The sequence below is a fragment of the Dyadobacter alkalitolerans DSM 23607 genome, assembly GCF_000428845.1.
Taxonomy (GTDB): Bacteria; Bacteroidota; Bacteroidia; order Cytophagales; family Spirosomataceae; genus Dyadobacter; species Dyadobacter alkalitolerans.
On sequence record NZ_AUAS01000004.1, the window covers coordinates 203,053 to 222,833 of the forward strand.

Here is a 19,781-nt window from a genome sequence, read left to right on the forward strand (position 1 = left end):
GTCGAAAGTTATCCCAAAAATGCAAGTTTGTCCCAGAATCGGGCATTTTTTAGGCCCTTTTGAACAATTGTATCCTTAATATGAACAAATGTGCTCACAGCAGGCTGCCTTGCTGCGCTACTTTTGTCGACAATAAATCAAATAATATCTGGAAAAAGTGATGCACTGGAAATGGCGACAAAGCCAAAGTTACACCCAAATTAAATATTGTCAAATTGACACTTCCATAACAACACCAAGACGACCACATGATTCAATCTAATTTAAACATCAAATCATACACAAAATGCATGAACGTTTATTAAGCAATAACATGCTCGCCAGGATACTGGGTTTTTCTGGCCTACCTATTCTGCTGCTCGGCGGCATTTCCATGGATGCAGTTGCTGGTAATGCAGCATGGGCAGATTACGGCAACCGGCACCGTTCGGCTCCGGCAGCGGACATTGAAGTTACCGGAAAAGTAACCGGCCCCGACGGGAAAGCGCTGCCTGGCGCCAATGTGCTCATCAAGTCCACAACAAGAGGCACCAGCGCCGATCAGGACGGAAATTTCCGGCTCAGCGTCCCGGATGCGAATGCGGTCCTGGTTTTTTCGCTCGTGGGTTACGCGCCCAAGGAAGTGGTTGTAGGAACGCAGCAGATCATTAACGTGACTTTGGCGGTCGACAATAAGACGCTCGAAGAAGTAGTTGTCGTGGGTTATGGCGTTCAGCGCAAGCGGGACGTGACGGGGTCGGTGGTTTCAGTGAGCGAAAGCACATTGAAAGAAGTGCCTGCGCCCAACCTCGTAAGCCAGTTGAAGGGCCGTGCGGCGGGAGTCTCCATTATTAGCAACGGAAGCACACCAGGCTCTCAGGGCCAGATCCGGATCCGCGGAAACCGGACATTAACCACCAGCTCAGGTTCCAGCGATGGCCTGGATGGTCCGTTGGTGGTCGTGGATGGGATCCCATTCGGTGGCTTGAATGACATTAACCCGGATGATATTCTAAGTCTGGAAGTTTTGAAAGATGCGTCAGCAACAGCGATTTATGGCTCGCGCGGAGCGGGTGGCGTAATCCTGGTAACGACTAAAAGAGGAAAAGTCGGCAAGCCCGTATTCAGCTACGATGGTTACCACGGACAAACGCAGGTGATGGGCAAATTCAATGTCATGAATGGACAGGAATATGCACAATTCAAAGCCGATGCAGCTAAATACAACCGCACAGCACCGGGCACATCGGGTTATTTGCTCACGCAGAAAGAGCAGGAAGCACTAGACAATGGCGTTTCTACGGATTGGCAGGATTTAATTTACAAACCCGGCTTCATGACCAACCATCAGTTGGGCGTGCAGGGCGGCGTCGAAAACACGCAGTATTCACTCGGATTGGGCTATTTCAATGAAACCGGTATCATCCCAAACCAGAGTTTCCAGCGTTTCAACATTCGCGCAACCATTGACCAGAAGATTGGTAAAAACGTCAAAATCGGTCTGAATACATTGAATACGCTCACTTACACGAACACGCCGGGCGGCGGGGGCGTGCCGGGCGGCCTGGTGCGACTGACTCCATTGGCATCGCCCTACAATGCAGACGGAACTGTAAATAATTTTCCGGCCGAAGGTTCCATTGATGCCGCTATCGTGAGTCCGCTGACCATTATGTCCAAAAAGGAATCGGCTTTGGGCCGCACACGATCATTGCGGACATTCAACAGCCTTTATGCGGAAGTCAATATTTTACCGGGATTGAAATACCGTTTCAATGCAGGTCTGAATTTCAGTCAGTCAAACCTGAATAATTACAACGGCCCGCTGACCTATTTCAACACGGCAACTACGCAAGCCGGATCCACCGCCGAGATCAGCAACACCGAATATTGGGACGTGAACTTGCAGCATTTGCTTTATTTTGATAAAACATTCGCAGACAAGCATAAGCTGGGTTTCACTGCACTTTACGAATACACCAAAAACCACTCGCTGGGAAGCCGCTTCACGGTAACCGGTGTGCCTGCCGATTATATCAAAACGTCCAACTTCTCGCTCGCTGCGGGCCAGCCGGTCGCGCCGTCGGATTTCGGAAACTCATTTTCCGAGACTGGGTTGCTGTCTTACATGGGAAGGCTTAATTACAGCTATGCAGACAAATATTTGCTGACATTGACGCTGCGCCGAGATGGTTCTTCAACATTATCCCCGGCAAATCAATATTTCAATTATCCCGCCATCGGTTTAGGCTGGAATGTGGTGGAAGAAGGTTTTATGAAATCGGCTCCGTTCATTTCCAATCTTAAATTACGCGGCGGCTGGGGGATTTCCGGCAACCGGAATGTGGGCGCTTACTCGACATTGGGTGCATTATCTGCCGGTTATTACAACTTTGGATTGGGTACGGCTGGTCAGCAGCTTGCTTACACCGTGACAAGTTTGCCTTCGAGCGACCTGAGCTGGCAGTCGACCTCGCAGCTGGACATTGGTGTTGATTTTGGTTTGTTCAACAACCGCATTACGGGTTCTGTGGACTGGTATCACCAGAAAACCAAAGACATTCTGCTCTCCGTGCCGCTGCCGCCAAGCAATGGTGCAGGCTCAACATTGAAAAATTTGGGTAAAACAGAAGGCAAAGGCTTGGAAGTGGCTGCCACTTTTGAAATTGTCAGAAAACCAAAAGGGTTCAATTGGAGCATTGACGCAACTTATTTCTTCAACCGGGAAAAAATCACGCAGCTGACCACGCCCGACGAAAAGTCCAATCTGGGTGCGGGATGGTTTGTAGGACAGCCGCTTTCCGTGATTTTTGATTACAAAAAATTAGGGATATGGCAGACCGCGGATGCAGAAAACGGCACATTGGCGCAGCAAACTTCGCCCGTTCAGTTCGCCGGACAGATCAGGGTGGAAGATTTAAACGGTGATAACAAGATCGATGCAAATGACCGCCAGATCCTGGGTAATTTCCAGCCTAAATGGGGGGGTGGGCTGACCAGCCGTTTCAGCTTCAAAAACTTTGATGCGTCGGTGGTAACCTATGCAAGAATGGGCATGAAAGTGCTTGTGCCTTACTTAACGGGTAACTCCACAGGTTCAGGCGGTTTCGCATTCTTTAACCAAAGCCGTGTAAATCAGGTAAAAACCGATTACTGGGCCGAAACTAACCCCACCAACGCATTCCCGGCTCCCGATGCCAGCGGCGCTGTGGCCAACTTCGGCTCGACATTGGGTTATTATGACGGCTCATTCATCAAATGCCGCAGCATCAACCTCGGTTACACATTTGAGAGCAATGTTATCAAAAAGATCGGCGCGACTTCGGCGAGAATTTACGTCAACCTCACCAACCCGTTCATCATTTACGCACCATTGGTGAAAGACGACCTGGCGATTGATCCCGAAGGAAACAGCTATGCAACGGGCCAGTCTACGCTGAACCCGCAAGGCGCCAGCGACCGTGGCGCACCGGAACGCCAGATCTCGGTCAACCTGAATTCTCCGCCGGTAAGACAATTCACTGTGGGCGTAAACCTTAAATTCTAATCCGACTATGAAATCAATAAAAAACTTAATAACAGCAGCCCTAATCGCCTCATTGAGCATGGGTTGCGAAAAGGTGCTCGAAGAACATCCGCAATCCCAGATCGTTCCCACCTATTTCAACAGCCCGGCGGGTGTGCTGGGCGGCATCGCCGGGGTTTACAATGACATCCGCGGTCAGTGGGGAACCGAAGGTTTCACGGTTGAAATGCAGGCCGGGACCGACGAATTTATCCAGGGCGTGAATGGGGGCGGCGGTCCTGCTTACACTTACAATGGTCTCAACAGCAGCAACTTCGGATCTGCCTGGGGCGTTGCTTTTCAGGATATTAATACATTGAATGGCGTATTGCAATACGGCGCGACCATTGATCTGCCGGAAGCCACGCGCAAGCAATATCTGGCGCAGGCGAAGTTTTTGCGGGCATTCTGGTATTTCTATCTTGTACAGACCTGGGGCGATGTTCCCTTGCATACCGAGTTTATCACCGTGCCTTCGCAAGCCGCATCACGCCAGCCCGCAGCGGACGTGTATGCGCTCATCATCCAGGACTTGACAGAAGCAGCAGCCGATTTGCCTAACCAGCCAACAGCTCCTTTCCTGGGCAAAGCGGCCACCAAACCCGTAGCGCAACTCTTGCTCGCAAAAGCATATCTGACCCGCGGCTGGCTGAACAACACGGCTTCTGATTTTACACAAGCCGCAACGATCTGCGACGACATTATTGCCAAAAAAGCAGATTATGGGCTGGATCTCTGGCAGGATTACGGCGATGCATTCGTGCCTGCCAATGATTATGGCAAAGAAACGATGTTTGTCAGTGACCACGTGCTGGATCCGAAATACGGCTATTACCAGGTCGGCGGACAGGCTGGGGGCGGAGCAGCGCAAAATTTGAGCCCATGGTTTACCAACTGGAATTACCCAAATAACAGCGGGATCAATTCGGTTAAAAATGCAGCAGGCGCATTTGTAAATAATGGCACGTCAGGCATGATCCGGGATTCTTATTATGGCCGTCCGTATGTTCGGATGCGTCCGAATTCGGATAAAATCGCCAACGGGCCTCGTGCTGGCAAGAACTATTTTCTGGACCAGGCATTTACCAACCGCAAGGTGGATTCGCGTTATGCCAATTCCTTTTACACGGTCTATATTTCAAATACGGCAGTAAAAAATGAGGCAAATGCAGCCAACAACCTCCGCGGGATCTCCTATACGACGGTTCCAGGTGTGGACACGGCCGTTTGGCTGCCCGATTATGAAGTGCCGGGAGCACCGCAGTTTGTAGGAACCAGGCCATTCAAGGGCATTGTGGTGCCGCCAAGTCTTTGGAACAATGGTATTTTCCCTGCTTTGAAAAAATTCATGGATCCAAGCCGGGGTGCCAATTTTAATGATCCTTCCACACGTCCGGCTGTTCTATACCGCTTTTCAGATGTGTATATGACCGGCGCTGAGGCCTATTTCAAGGCAGGCAACAATGCCAAAGCAGCCGCATTGATCAATGTGGTAAGACAGCGCGCCGCATTCCGCAAAGCAAATACAACGGCCGAAAATGCCGCCGCCGCAACCGCCATGACGATCACTGCAGCACAGGTTACGCTGGACTTTATCCTTGACGAACGCAGCCGTGAATTTTTCGGCGAGTGGCAGCGCTGGCATGATCTTGTGCGGACCCGCTCGCTCGTGCGCCGGGTGCAGGAGTGGAACCAGGAAGCAGCACAATATGTGAAAGATTTCAATATGCTGCGCCCGATTCCGCAGTCGCAGATTGACCGGGTCGTAGAAGGTCCGAAGTTTCCGCAAAATTCCGGATATTGATAAAAAAAATTCAAATGATGATAAATCGTAATGCATTAGCAGTAATATCTGCGTCGTTGCTGGCCTTTGGTGGCCTCGGAATTCAAACCACTTTCGGTCAGGGAACCAGCATTAAACCGCTGGTTACCGACCTCTACACCGCCGATCCCTCGGCCCACGTTTTCAACGGTAAGATCTACATTTATCCATCCCACGACATTGAAGCCGATGTGCCGCAGGACGATGAGGGCGGGCACTTTCAAATGCGCGACTACCACGTTTATTCGATGGATAAAATCGGTGGCAAAGTGACCGACCACGGCGTGGCGCTGGATGTAAAAGATGTCCCCTGGGCCGATAAGCAAATGTGGGCGCCAGACGCTGCATTCAAAAATGGCACCTATTACCTTTATTTTCCTGTAAAAGACAAGCAAGGCGTCTTCCGCATGGGTGTAGCCACCAGTAAATCTCCGACTGGTCCGTTCAAGGCTGAGCCTCAGCCGATCAAAGGAAGTTACAGCATTGATCCGGCCGTTTATACGGACACGGACGGCAAAAGTTACATGTATCTGGGAGGGATCTGGGGTGGTCAGTTGCAGCGCTGGCATACAGGCACCTATAACAAAAGCTTGATGACGGACCTGGGTAAAGGCCACGAAAATGAGCCCGCGCTAAGCGCCAAAGTAGCCGCCATGAGCAATGATATGCTATCCTTCGCCGAGCCTTTGAAAGACGTTCAGATCCTGAATGAAAACGGAAAGCCGATTTTAGCGTCTGACACCAAACGCCGCTTTTTTGAAGGCGCCTGGATGCATAAATTCAATGGTAAATATTATTTCTCCTATTCTACCGGCGATACACATCTGCTATGCTATGCAGAGGGCGACTCTCCTTATGGGCCATTCAAATACAAAGGTGTGATTATGAATCCCGTAGAAGGCTGGACGACACATCATTCGATTGTTGAAGTCGAAGGCAAATGGTATATTTTCTATCACGATGCGGCGCTTTCGGGCAAAACGCATTTGCGCAATGTGAAGGTCAGGGAATTGCTCAGGGATGCCAGCGGGAACATTCAAACCATCAATCCTTAACAAAGTAGGTGAACATTCCCTTTGGCTTATTAAATAAAAAAACATCCTATGCATATCGAGAGGCGTGATTTCATATCAACATTGACACTGGCCGGCGCGGCCACATTATTCACAGGAAATTCCCTCCTGGCATCCACAAATCCCAAAAAGGATAAACTGGGCATTGCGCTGGTCGGCCTTGGCTATTACAGCACAGACTTGCTTGCGCCTGCGCTGCAAATGACGGAGAAATGTTACCTGGCCGGCATCGTTACAGGCACCCCATCCAAAGCCGAGACCTGGAAAGCCAAGTACAACATTCCCGACAAGAACATTTACAACTATAAAAACTTCGACGATATCGCCAACAACCCGGATATCGACATTGTGTATGTGGTTTTGCCGCCATCGATGCACAGGGAATTTGTGGTGCGCGCTGCCAAAGCGGGTAAGCATGTATTTTGCGAAAAACCAATGGCGCCATCGGTTGCAGACTGTGAAGCAATGATCCAGGCTTGCAAAGCCAATAAAGTAAAGCTTGCCATCGGTTATCGTTGCCAGCACGATCCGAACATTCAGGCCATCATGAAGATTGCCAAAGACCCTAAATTCGGGAAAGTGAAAATGGTCAGCAGCGCGGCGGGTTATTTTGATGCGCGGACCGATCATTGGAAACAAAAGAAGGCATTAGGCGGCGGCGTAATGGGCGATATGGGTGTGTATGCATTGCAAGGCGCCAGGCTCGCAACAGGAGAGGAACCGATCAGCGTTTTCGCCCAGGCTTCCACAACCCGTCCCGACATTTATAAAGAAGTGGAAGAAACGATGATGTTTATGCTCGACTTCCCAAGCGGCGCCAAAGCGTCCTGCCAGACGAGTTTTGGCATAAATATGAATTACCTGCAAGTGAACTATGAAAAAGGCTGGGCCAAGCTGGAACCGCAGTCGGGTTATAATGGCAATAAAGGCAGCTTGTCGGATGGGACAATCATCAATTTTCCTATAAAAAGTCAGCAGGCCAAACAAATGGATGAAGACTGCACTGCCCTGATGACCAACGCGGACCTTATCGCACCCGGCGAAGAGGGGCTGCGGGACATTCGTGTGGTAGAAGCGATCTATAAATCTGCTGCGAGCGGCAAAATGGTGAAAATCTGATGCGGGATTTTTTGAAGGAAGTCTTTTGCCTTTCGTTAATGGCAGTAACGTTGACCGGTTATCCACAAACGCCCCGCGTGCAAAAGCTTTGGTATAAACAGCCTTCGGGCAAAACATGGGAAAATGCATTGCCTGTCGGAAACGGCAGGCAGGGCGCTATGGTGTATGGCAATGTGGTGAATGAAACGATTCAGCTCAATGAACATACATTATGGTCGGGCGGACCGAACCGGAATGATAATCCCGAGGCGCTGGCTGCATTGCCGGAAATCCGGAAGCTGATTTTTGAAAATAAACAAAAAGAAGCCGAGAAGCTGGCCAACAAAGCCATCATTACTACAAAATCACACGGACAAATGTTTCAGCCGCTGGGTGACTTGCGGCTGACATTTCCGGGTCACGATAATTTTACCAATTATTACAGAGAGCTCGACATTGAACGCGCGGTAGCCAAAACCACTTACCAGGTCGATGGTGTTAACTATACCCGTGAAGTCCTGGCTTCATTCCCCGACCGCGTGATCGTCATCCGCCTGACCGCCGACAAGCCGGGTAAGCTGGCATTCAATGCTTCCTATGCCTCTTTACACAAAACGAAATCCATTAAAACAAACACCGCAAAAGACCTTACCATTGCCGGCACGACGCAGGATCACGAGGGAGTGAAAGGTCAGGTTCGTTTCAAAGGGATTACCAGGATCAAAACCGAAGGCGGCAATGTGACCGCGAATGACACCGCACTCAATGTCGCAGGCGCCAATGCAGCGACCATTTACATTTCCATCGCGACCAATTTCAAAAACTACAATGATATCAGCGGAGACGAAAACGCGCTGGCTGCCGCTTACCTCGATAAAGCTGCTTCCAAATCGTTCGCGAGCATGCTGAACCCGCACATTGCAGCATATCAGAAATATTTCAAACGCGTCAAATTCGATCTTGGCACAACAGAACTGGATAACTTACCAACGGATGAAAGACTGAAAAACTTCCGCAATGTCAATGATCCCGAATTGGTTACGCTTTACTATCAATATGGTCGTTACCTCCTGATTTCCAGCTCGCAACCCGGTGGTCAGCCTGCGAATTTGCAAGGGATTTGGAACAACAAAATGATGCCGCCTTGGGATAGCAAATACACCATTAACATCAATGCGCAGATGAATTATTGGCCTGCGGAGCGTACCAACCTGAGCGAGCTGCATGAGCCATTTTTGAAAATGGTTGAAGAACTTTCGCAAACCGGAAAAGAAACGGCCAGGACCATGTACGGCGCCAGAGGCTGGATGGCGCATCACAACACGGATATCTGGCGTGCAGCCGGCGCGATCGACGGCGCCTTCTGGGGCATGTGGATCGCAGGCGGCGGCTGGACGAGCCAGCATTTGTGGCAACATTATTTGTATCAGGGCGACAAAGCGTATCTCGCCAAAATTTATCCGATCCTGAAAGGCGCAGCCATATTCTATGCCGACTTTTTGATCGAACATCCCAAATACAAATGGCTCGTCGTAAACCCGGGAAGCTCTCCGGAAAATGCCCCGGCCGCGCACGAAGGCTCGTCGCTGGATGCCGGAACGACGATGGACAACCAGATCGCATTTGACGTTTTCAGCAACACGATCCGCGCCGCGGAAATCCTGAAAAAAGACGCCGCATTCACCGATTCGCTGCGCCAGATGCGCAAACGCCTGCCGCCCATGCACGTAGGCCAGCACGGACAATTGCAGGAATGGCTCGATGACGTGGATGATCCCAACGACCACCACCGCCACGTTTCCCATTTGTACGGCCTGTTCCCTTCTGACCAAATCTCAGCTTACCGCACACCCGAATTGTTCTCTGCTGCCCGCACCACATTGCTGCACCGCGGCGACGTTTCGACGGGTTGGAGCATGGGCTGGAAAGTAAACTGGTGGGCCCGTTTGCAGGATGGTAACCACGCATTTACATTAATTAAAAGCCAGCTTTCACCATTAGGCACGTCCAAAGAAGGGGGAGGCACTTATAACAACCTCTTCGACGCCCACCCGCCATTCCAGATCGACGGCAACTTTGGCTGCACCTCGGGAATCACCGAAATGCTCATGCAAAGCGCAGATGGCTCGGTGCATTTACTTCCTGCATTACCCGACGTCTGGCAAGCCGGAAACATTGGCGGATTACTCGCGCAGGGCGGTTTTGAAGTGGTAAATATGGAATGGAAAGCAGGTAAGCTCACGAAGGTGGAAGTGAAATCGAAGCTCGGCGGAAACCTCCGGTTGCGGACGCCAAACACATTGAAAATGGCCAGCGGCAAGTCGCTAAGTGAAGCCTCGGGACAGAATGCCAATGCCTTTTACCAGGTTGAGCCGGCTGCCAGCGCCGTGTTGTCTCCTAAGGCCAGTCTATCCGCGCCGACGATCAAGGAAACATTCCTTTACAACATTCCGACACAGGCTGGCAAGTCTTATGTCTTTGTCGCTCAATAAGTTATTAGTATCAATGATTAAGATCAAATTATAATGATCAAACGATTTATTTCTGCCGCCTGTGTTGCGTGGCTTTGCATGGGACAGCTTGTGTCGGCCCAAACGACATTGGTTAACCCTATCCTGACCGGTTTTTATCCCGATCCGAGCGTCGTGCAGGTTGGGGCGGATTACTATTTGGTAAACTCTACATTCTCCTACTTCCCAGGCATCCCGGTTTTTCATAGCAAGGATTTGAAAAACTGGAAGCAGATCGGCAATGTGATCGACCGGTCTTCACAAATGGATTTCATGGGAGAGAAGCTAACCAGAGGACTTTTTGCACCCGCGATCAGCTATCACAACGGCACATTTTACGTGACCTGCACGGACATTGACCATGACGGGAATTTTGTAGTTACGGCAAAAAATCCGGCTGGCCCGTGGAGCAACCCGATCCGCGTTCCGCAAGCCCGCGGCATCGATCCTTCGTTGTTTTTTGATGACGATAACAAAGCCTATATCATTTACAACAGCGACGCGCCGGACCGGAAACCCTTGTATTCCGGCCACAGAACTATCCGGATCTATGAGCTGGATCCTGCCACAATGAAGGTTGTCGGCGAGGAAAAGCAGCTTGTAAATGGTGGTGTGGATCTGAGCAAAAAGCCCGTTTGGATCGAAGCGCCGCATATTATGAAGCGGAATGGCTGGTATTATCTGTACGCAGCCGAAGGCGGCACGTCGGTAAACCATACCGAAGTTGTATTTCGCAGCAAGTCGGCTTGGGGGCCATTTGTGCCTTATGAAAACAACCCGATCTTAACCCAAAAAGGCCTGTCCGAAGACCGCAAAGATCCGATCACGTCAGCCGGTCACGCGCAGTTTGTAGACGGCCCGGATGGAAAAACCTACGCCATTTTCCTGGCTGTACGCCCTTATCAAGGCAATTATTACAACACCGGCCGCGAAACATTCATCGCCCCGGTTGAATGGAAAAACGACTGGCCGGTGATCAACCCGCCGACAAAAAATGTGGATTACGAATATAAAGTCAATTACAAAGAAGTAAAACAAAAAGACGCGCTTCCCCAGGCTGGAAACTTCGCTTACACATTAACATTTGAAAACAGGCTTGATCCTGCGCTGCTTTTCATGCGGACCATCGACAGCAGCTCCTTCGCTTTATCGAAGCAAAAAGGATTGACGATGAAGCTGAAACCCGAAACCATCATGGAACTGGGCAACCCTTCGTTCATCGGAAAACGCCAGCAGCATTTATTCTGCACAACCGAAGTAGAACTCGATTTTTCTCCCAAATCAGAAAAAGAAAAAGCAGGCCTCACCATTTTTCAGGATGAAGCACATTTCTATTTTTTAAGTAAATCAATAAAAGGCGGGAAGCCCATGGTGCAGCTTTTCAAAAGTGCTGCAACGGGAAAAGAAATGGAATTAATGTCCGAAATGCCCGTTTCGGACGCTTCCAAGCCGGTTAAGCTGTGCATTGTCGCAGCAGGCGATACTTACAGCTTCTATTTTTCCAAAGGCAGTTCCTGGGAATTGCTCAAAGACAAGGTTGACGCCAAATTCCTGAGCACCGAAGTCGCCGGCGGCTTTATCGGCTGTTTGTTCGGCATGTACGCAACCTCGTCCGGCGAGCCCACAACCAACTCCGCTTCATTCAAATACCTGAAATACAGCGGCAATGATCCCATTTTCAAAACAAGTAAATAACGAATGAATATGTCCACTTTTAAGAATCTCTTGACCATTACTGCGCTGCTTATTGGCGGTTTCGTTCATGCGCAGGAGATTTTGAAAGAGATGCCGAAGGGTTATGATATGGCCAGGTCGGGCGTTGCTGCCGGGAAGATTGATACGGTTCAGTATGAGTCCAAAACGGTAGGGAACAAGCGTAAGATGCTCGTTTACACGCCGCCTGGTTTTAGCAAAAAGAAGAAATATCCGGTTTTATATCTGTTGCACGGCATTGGCGGCGATGAGAAGGAATGGTTGAAAGGCGGTAATCCGCAGCTGATCCTGGACAATCTGTATGCCGAAAAGAAAATTGAGCCCATGATCGTCGTTATGCCGAATGGCCGTGCGATGAAGGGCGACCGCGCAACGGGCAACATTATGGCGCCCGATAAGGTTGCTGCATTTGCTACATTCGAACAGGATCTGCTCAAAGATCTGATCCCTTTTGTTGAAAATAAATATCCCGTTCTAAAAGATCGCGAACACCGTGCGATAGCCGGACTTTCGATGGGCGGCGGGCAGTCGCTGAACTTTGGGTTGGGGAATCTGGATCAGTTTGCATGGGTAGGAGGGTTTTCTTCGGCACCCAATACGAAGGCGCCTGCCGAGCTGATGCCCAATCCGGAGGAAGCCAAAAAGAAGCTGAAACTGCTTTTCCTCTCTTGCGGCGACGAGGACCGGCTGATTACATTCAGCAAGCGCACGCATGATTATCTCTTTGAAAACAATGTTCCCCACGTTTTTTACATTGAGCCGGGCGTACATGATTTCAAGGTTTGGAAAAATGGTTTATACATGTTTTCGCAGTTTTTGTTCAAACCGGTCGATGTTCCTTCTTTGACCAAATACACCATTCTGGGATCGCCCGCGGCAACGAACATCCGGAATGCAAAATACCCGCAGATCCTGCCGGACAACCGGGTTGTGTTCCGCACCAAGGCACCTAATGCGCAAAAAGTGCAGGTCGATTTGGGCAAAAAGTATGATATGGTCAAGGACACCGCCGGCGTCTGGTCGGTAACAACGGATTCTATTGGTGAAGGCTTTCATTATTACTCGCTAATGATCGACGGCGTTGCATTAGCCGACCCTGCCAGCGAGACGTTTTATGGAATGGGCCGCATGGCGAGCGGCATTGAAATTCCATTCCGGAATGGCGGTTACTATGCTATGCGCGACGTGCCGCACGGCGATATTCGCGTCAAAAAATATCTATCCAAAGCCAGCAACACCTGGCGCGAAATGTATGTTTACACGCCTCCCGGCTATGACCAGTCTACCGAAAAATATCCTGTACTCTATCTGCTACACGGCGGCGGTGAGGACCAGCGCGGCTGGGCTACGCAAGGGAAAACCAATCTGATTCTTGATAACCTCATTGCAGAAGGAAAAGCCAAACCTATGATCGTGGTCATGATGGATGGAAACCTTGGCAGTCCGATGGGGCCGGGCAGCATGGCCACCGCCGGTGATGGCTTTCTCAAATTATTTGAAAATGAGCTGAAACAAGGAGCCGTTCCATTCGTCGAAAGCACATTCCGGGTGCAGGCTGATGCCGCACACCGCGCACTTGCAGGCTTGTCCATGGGTGGCATACAGACATTATATGCAGGCGTCAAAAACACAGATATGTTCTCGTCCCTGGGCGTTTTCAGTTCCGGGTGGTTTGCCAACAACGACGCATTATCCGGCCCGCATTATGCATTTGCCAAAGACAATGCAAAGACGATCAACAGCAACCTGAAAAACTTCTGGATCTCCATGGGCGGCGAAGCGGATATTGCCTATAAAAACTGCAAGATCATGCTGGGTAAGTATGACGAGCTGGGCATCAAATACCAGTACAGCGAATATCCCGGCGGACACACCTGGCCAGTCTGGCGTCATGATCTGCATGGATTCTCACAGTTATTATTCAAATAGTCACCCATTCCCATTCCACGACGGCTCATTCAAAATTCATCAACATGCCAAACTCGTCTCCCTTAAAAAGCTGGGTTCAATACGCAGTCGTCTCAACAGCATTCCTAACCTCCCAAAGTCTCCTGGCGCAAAAGTCGCTTAAAGAAGCATATAAGGATTATTTCCCCATCGGCGTCGCGGTTTCACCAAGAAGCGTGGCTGGCCCTGAGGCGGAATTGATCAAGCAGCAGTTCAGCAGCATAACGCCTGAAAATGCAATGAAAATGGGGCCGATCCATCCTGAAAAAAATGTTTACAACTGGAAGGATGCTGATGCCATTGTTGCATTCGGGGAAGCCAATGGCATTAAGGTGCGCGGCCATACGCTTTGTTGGCACAACCAGACGCCTAAATGGTTCTTCACGGATTCACTTGGTGCGCAGGTTTCGCGGGAAGAATTATTGTCGCGTTTGAAACAGCACATTACCGATGTAATGACGCATTATAAAGGCAAGATTTACGCCTGGGACGTTGTCAACGAAGCCGTTCCGGACACGGGCAAGGGCATTTACAGGGAATCCAAATTTTACCAGATCATAGGAGAAGATTATATACAAAAAGCATTCGAATATGCGCATGCTGTGGACCCGGATGCCAAGCTTTTTTATAATGACTATAATACCGAAAACGCTGTAAAAAGAGAGAAAATCTATCAGCTGGTCAAAAGACTGAAAGAGAAGAACGTCCCGATCCACGGCGTTGGCTTGCAGGCACATTGGTCTATTTATGAGCCCACGCAGGCCGAGCTGGAAAAGTCGATCACGCAGTTTGCAAGCCTGGGACTGGCTGTCCAGATCACGGAGCTGGACGTTTCGGTTCATCCCAAAGAGCATGAACGCAGGCAAAGGAGAGCGGGTGATGAAAACAGTGTCTTCACACCCGAAATGGAGCAGAAGCAAGCCGTACATTACAAGATGATTTTCGACACATTCCGTAAACACAAAGGCACCATTACGGGCGTCACTTTCTGGAATGTTTCGGACAAGACGACGTGGCTGGATAACTTTCCGGTTCCGGGCCGTAAGGATTATCCGTTGCTTTTTGATCAGAATTTTAAACCCAAGAAGGCATTTGACGGCGTTGTGAATTTTTAAAAAGCTATTTATAAATATATCCAATGCGCTTTACCCGGTTTTTACTTTTCCTGATCTTTCTTTCAACAAGCTCGGTTGCCAAGGTCCGCCTGCCTAAGCTGATCTCGGACAACATGGTGTTACAGCGCGACCAGCCGATCACGGTTTGGGGTTGGGCAACGCCTAAGGAAAAGGTGACGGTAACGTTCAAAAACAAGAAGCAAAGCACATTGACCGGTGCGGATGGCAAATGGAAAATCCAGCTGCCTGCACAACCTGCGGGAACTGGTTTTGAAATGGTCATAAGAGGCACAAACCAGGTCACGATCAGGAATATCGCCTTCGGAGATGTGTGGCTTTGCAACGGACAGAGCAATATGGTGATCAACATGGAGCGTGTAAAAGAACGCTATCCCAACGATATTGCCACCGCCACTTATCCCGACATCCGCAATTTTTTCATTCCCACATTAACCGATCTGAAAGGCCCGCAGGAGGATTTTCCAAATGCCGAATGGAAGACAGCCAATCCCAAAGACGTGTTAGGCTTTGGTGCTGTATCTTACTTTTTTGCCAGAGATCTTTACGACCAATACAAAGTACCCATCGGCATCATTAACAGCTCGGTAGGCGGCACGCCCATTGAAGCCTGGATCAGTGAAGGCGGCTTTAAGGATTTTGCTGACCTTCGAAAGGTTATCAATCAAAATAAAGACACTTCCTACGTCCTGGAAAGGAAGCAGAGCACGCTGACTAATGCGCCGAAACCGCCTAAGCCAACCGATAGCGGACTAACCGAACATTGGGAAAGCGATTCTTATCAGCCCAAAGGGTGGCGGAACTTCAACATTCCTGGTTATTGGGAAGATCAGGGATTGAAAGATTTGAATGGTGTCGTGTGGTTCCGCAGGGAATTTGAAGTGCCCGAAAGCTGGATCGGCAAGCCGGTGAAGCTGTATATGGGCCGCATTGTGGATGCTGATGAAATGTTTGTGAATGGAAGAAGTATAGGTCGCGTAACCTACCAGTATCCGCCAAGACGCTATGAAATTCCTGCCGGTTTGTTGAAGGCAGGCAAAAATACATTTGTGATACGTGTTATCAATACGGCTGGAAAAGGCGGTTTTGTGCCGGACAAGCCTTACTTCATGACCGCCAATGATCAGGAGGTTGACTTGAAAGGAACGTGGCAATACAAGGTCGGGCAGGTTTTTGAGCCGGCAAAAAGGTTAAATGACGAGCCAGCTCCCTTTATTGCGCAAAACCAACCTGCTGCATTATACAATGCGATGATTGCGCCCGTGCTGCCGATGAAGTTGAAAGGTTTTCTCTGGTATCAGGGCGAGACCAATGTGCATGATCCGGAGCCTTACAATGTGCTTTTGCCCGCACTGATTCATGATCGACGCAAGCTTTGGAATGATGAGAATTTGCCTTTTCTGGTGGTGCAGCTGCCTAATTTTCAGGACATTGACTTCTTGCCTGCCGAAAGCAACATGGCGCTGCTAAGGGAAGCGCAAAACCGCGCATTGACACTGAAAAACACGGCTGTCACGGTAACGCTGGACCTGGGAGAGTGGAATGACATTCACCCGTTGAACAAAAAAGAAATTGGAAAGAGGTTAGCATTGTCTGCCAGAAATCTGGCATATGGCGACAACAAAGTCGTTCACAGCGGCCCGACATTGAAATCGCAAAGCATAGCAGGCGAAAAAATTGTTCTCACTTTTGACAATATTGCCGATGGAATAAAGTCCATTGACGGAGAAACATTGCGCTGGTTTGCCATTGCGGGTGACGACAAGAAATTCGTTTGGGCGAATGCAAAGATTTTGGGGAAAGATCAGATTGAGCTGAGCAGTGAAATGGTGAGAACGCCCAAATACATCCGCTATGCCTGGCAGGATAATCCTGAGGGAATCAATTTTTATAACTCAGCCAACCTTCCCGCTTCGCCATTCCGCACGGACGGTGAACAGCCGGATGAAAGCAAGCCGTGGAAAGGGAAAAAATGTGCAGTCGTATTGACTTATGATGATGCCTTGAATGTCCATCTGGATAACGTAATTCCGGCCCTTGATTCGCTGAGCTTAAAAGGATCATTTTATTTAACCGCTTCCTCGGACGCCGCCCGAAACCGCATCAAAGACTGGCGCGCCGCGGCAACCTCCGGGCACGAACTTGGCAACCATACGCTTTATCACCCCTGCGATGCAACCGGACCGGGCATGAGCTGGGTGAAGCCGGAATATGATCTCAGCAAGTATAGCATGGGCCGCATCCAGGATGAGGTCTGGATGTGCAATGCATTTTTGAAATCAATTGACGGACTTGACAAACGCACATTCGCCTTCACCTGCGGACATAAAAAGGTGGCAGAGGGCGAATTTATACAAACGCTTTCCAGCGAATTTATAGCCGCCAGAGCGGTCAGACATGAAATGCACACATTTGAGGAACAAAAACTGATGGACATTGACTGCTATTCGATGGTGGAACAATCGGGCAAGGATATGATCGAGCTGGTAAAGCAGGCGCAGGAGAGCGGGAAGTTGCTTGTTTTCCTGTTTCACGGCGTGGGCGGGGAGCATGCTTTGAATGTGTCAAACCAGGCGCACAGTGAGTTGCTGCATTATCTGAAAGAGAATGAAAAAGAAATTTACGTGGATACGATGCGCAATGTCGCAGAGCATATTCAAAGTTTGAAAAAATAATTCTGTAAAACACCAATCATGACCAAGAGCCCTTTCTTAATGCTTTTTAGCTGCCTGTTGATTGGCTTCACATTGCTTGCAGCTGATCCGTCGGGCGTCGAAGCGTCGGGCGCCGAAGCGTCGGACGCCGAAGCGTTAGCTTTTGACGGGGATGACGGTTATCGGTTATGGCTTAACTATGAGCCGGTCAGGAATGCTTCGGTGAAATCGGAATATCTGAAATATGCAGCATTCATTGGTAGGCCCGCGAATGGTGAAATCATGCAGAGTGCATCTTAGGAGCTGCAATTGGGATTAGGTAAACTTTTGGCTAAATCTGTAAACATCACAAACTCATCTGCCGGAAAGTCGGGTGGAATAGTTTTCAAAATAGAAACGAGCGCTGATACTGCACAGCCGGTCGAAGGTTACCGGATTCAATTGTCGGGCGGTAACGTGATCGTTAGTTCAAAATCAGAGCAGGGGATTTTGTATGGAACATTTGCCCTGCTGCGGCATATGCAAATGCAGTTGCCGATCAAGGGATTAAACCTTGCCAGCAGCCCGAAAGTGCGTTACCGGATGCTGAATCATTGGGATAATCCGGATGGCACTATTGAGCGTGGCTATGCGGGCCAATCACTCTGGAAATGGTATGAACTGCCCGAGCGCGCAGACCCGCGTTATGCGGATTATGCGCGTGCCAATGCTTCTTTGGGCATTAATGGAACTGTACTTAACAATGTGAATGCAAGCGCGAGGTTCATGTCACAGGAATACATTGTGAAGGTGGCGGCGGTGGCGAATGTGATGCGGAAATATGGGATCAAAACTTATCTGTCCGTGTATTTTGCTGCGCCCAAAACATTAGGCGGACTTAAAACATCTGATCCGCTCGACCCGCAGGTGCGCGCGTGGTGGAAAGAAAAGGTTGCCCAGATTTACAAGGAAATCCCTGATTTCGGCGGGTTTTTGGTTAAAGCCAATTCAGAAGGAGAACCGGGCCCGCAGGATTACGGCCGCACCCACGCCGACGGGGCCAACATGCTGGCCGAAGCATTCAAGCCCTATGACGGCATTTTGATCTGGCGGGCATTTGTTTACAAAGCCGATCCCAATGCGGATCGCTTCAAAGCGGCTTATGAAGAATTTGTGCCTTTGGATGGAAAATTTGATCCGAAAGTTATTGTTCAGGTCAAGAATGGTCCCATTGATTTCCAGCCGCGCGAACCATTCTCGCCGCTGTTCGGCAATATGCCCAAAACGCCGCTGGGAATTGAATTTCAGATCACGCAGGAGTATCTGGGCTTTGCAACGCACGCAGTTTATGAAGCGCCCATTTTTAAAGAATGCCTGGATTCGGACACTTATGTGAATGGGGCCGGATCGACGGTTGCAAAGGTTGTTGATGGCAGCCTGCACGGGTATGAGCGCACACTGATGGCTGGCGTGGCCAACACGGGCAACAGTCGAAACTGGACGGGTCATCCGCTGGCCCAGGCCAACTGGTATGCATTCGGAAGACTAAGCTGGGACCATCAATTAACCTCTGAACAGATCGCCAGGGAATGGATTGCATTGACTTTGACCCAAAATCAAAAAGCCAGTGAGCACATCTCCGCCTTAATGCTTCGTTCCCGCGAAATTTACGTCGATTACAACACACCGCTCGGCCTTTCCCGTCCCTGGATGGGCGTCCATTTCGCCCCCGAACCCTGGCAAAACAAGGGCTCGCGCCCGGACTGGACCGCCGTTTACTATCATCGTGCTGACTCAATCGGGCTGGGTTTCGACCGGACAGCTTCCGGAAGCAACGCATTGGCGCAGTACCGGCCGGAAGTTCAGAAACAATGGAACAATCCAGATCAAACACCACTTCCTTACCTGCTGTGGTTCCATCACGTTCGCTGGGATAAAAAATTGAGCACGGGCAGGACATTGTGGGAGGAACTTTGCATGCGTTTCTACACCGGCGCGGATTCTGTTGTATGGATGCAGCAGCAATGGGACCTGGCCAAAACGAGCCTTGATCCACAAATTTATACGGATGTTGCAGAACGGTTGAAGGTGCAGCGTAGGGAAGCGATCTGGTGGCGTGATGCGTGGGTTTTGTATTTACAAGCATTTACCAAACAACCTGTTCCCGCAGGTTTTGAACCGCCAAAACAAACGTTGGAGGATGTAAAAAAGTCCGTAAATGTGTACCTGATAAGGTAAATTCCCGGCTGTTCAAAGAATGACAAGTCATCAAGCGCGCCGCAAGCAGGCTGACACAGCGCGATGCCCA

9 protein-coding genes and 1 pseudogene are annotated in these 19,781 nt (G+C 49.8%); all 10 read left to right on the forward strand.

The features are described 5' to 3' along the window. Window positions 1-286 precede the first annotated feature (286 nt). Window positions 287-3,526 carry a SusC/RagA family TonB-linked outer membrane protein gene (locus G395_RS0109365; RefSeq protein ID WP_026629811.1) on the forward strand — a complete coding sequence of 1,080 codons (3,240 nt, stop codon included), beginning with the start codon at window positions 287-289 and terminating at the stop codon, window positions 3,524-3,526. Between the two features lie 7 nt (window positions 3,527-3,533). Further along, a complete protein-coding gene (locus tag G395_RS0109370) occupies window positions 3,534-5,348 on the forward strand; it encodes a RagB/SusD family nutrient uptake outer membrane protein (RefSeq protein ID WP_026629812.1) in 1,815 nt (604 codons plus the stop codon). 14 nt (window positions 5,349-5,362) lie between these two features. Continuing rightward, a complete protein-coding gene (locus tag G395_RS0109375) occupies window positions 5,363-6,421 on the forward strand; it encodes a glycoside hydrolase family 43 protein (RefSeq protein WP_374754377.1) in 1,059 nt (352 codons plus the stop codon). A gap of 48 nt (window positions 6,422-6,469) precedes the next feature. Further along, window positions 6,470-7,558, forward strand: coding sequence for a Gfo/Idh/MocA family protein (locus G395_RS0109380; protein WP_026629814.1), 1,089 nt, complete (start codon window positions 6,470-6,472; stop codon window positions 7,556-7,558). A 38-nt stretch (window positions 7,559-7,596) separates the two neighbouring features. Further along, a complete protein-coding gene (locus G395_RS0109385; protein WP_229204107.1) occupies window positions 7,597-10,029 on the forward strand; it encodes a glycoside hydrolase family 95 protein in 2,433 nt (810 codons plus the stop codon). 33 nt (window positions 10,030-10,062) lie between these two features. Then, window positions 10,063-11,742 carry a glycoside hydrolase family 43 protein gene (locus G395_RS0109390; protein WP_026629816.1) on the forward strand — a complete coding sequence of 560 codons (1,680 nt, stop codon included), beginning with the start codon at window positions 10,063-10,065 and terminating at the stop codon, window positions 11,740-11,742. Window positions 11,743-11,751: 9 nt separating this feature from the next. Then, window positions 11,752-13,689, forward strand: coding sequence for an alpha/beta hydrolase-fold protein (locus G395_RS0109395; protein WP_026629817.1), 1,938 nt, complete (start codon window positions 11,752-11,754; stop codon window positions 13,687-13,689). A gap of 44 nt (window positions 13,690-13,733) precedes the next feature. Next, entirely contained in the window at window positions 13,734-14,822 is a 1,089-nt protein-coding gene (locus tag G395_RS0109400) for an endo-1,4-beta-xylanase (RefSeq protein WP_035360853.1), read from the forward strand. Between the two features lie 23 nt (window positions 14,823-14,845). Continuing rightward, the gene (locus G395_RS0109405) at window positions 14,846-17,515 is read left to right on the forward strand and encodes a sialate O-acetylesterase (protein ID WP_026629819.1); all 2,670 of its coding nucleotides are present in this window, start codon (window positions 14,846-14,848) and stop codon (window positions 17,513-17,515) included. A gap of 39 nt (window positions 17,516-17,554) precedes the next feature. Further along, a pseudogene (locus G395_RS29045) lies at window positions 17,555-19,711 on the forward strand (alpha-glucuronidase family glycosyl hydrolase). The last annotated feature ends 70 nt before the right edge of the window (window positions 19,712-19,781 follow it).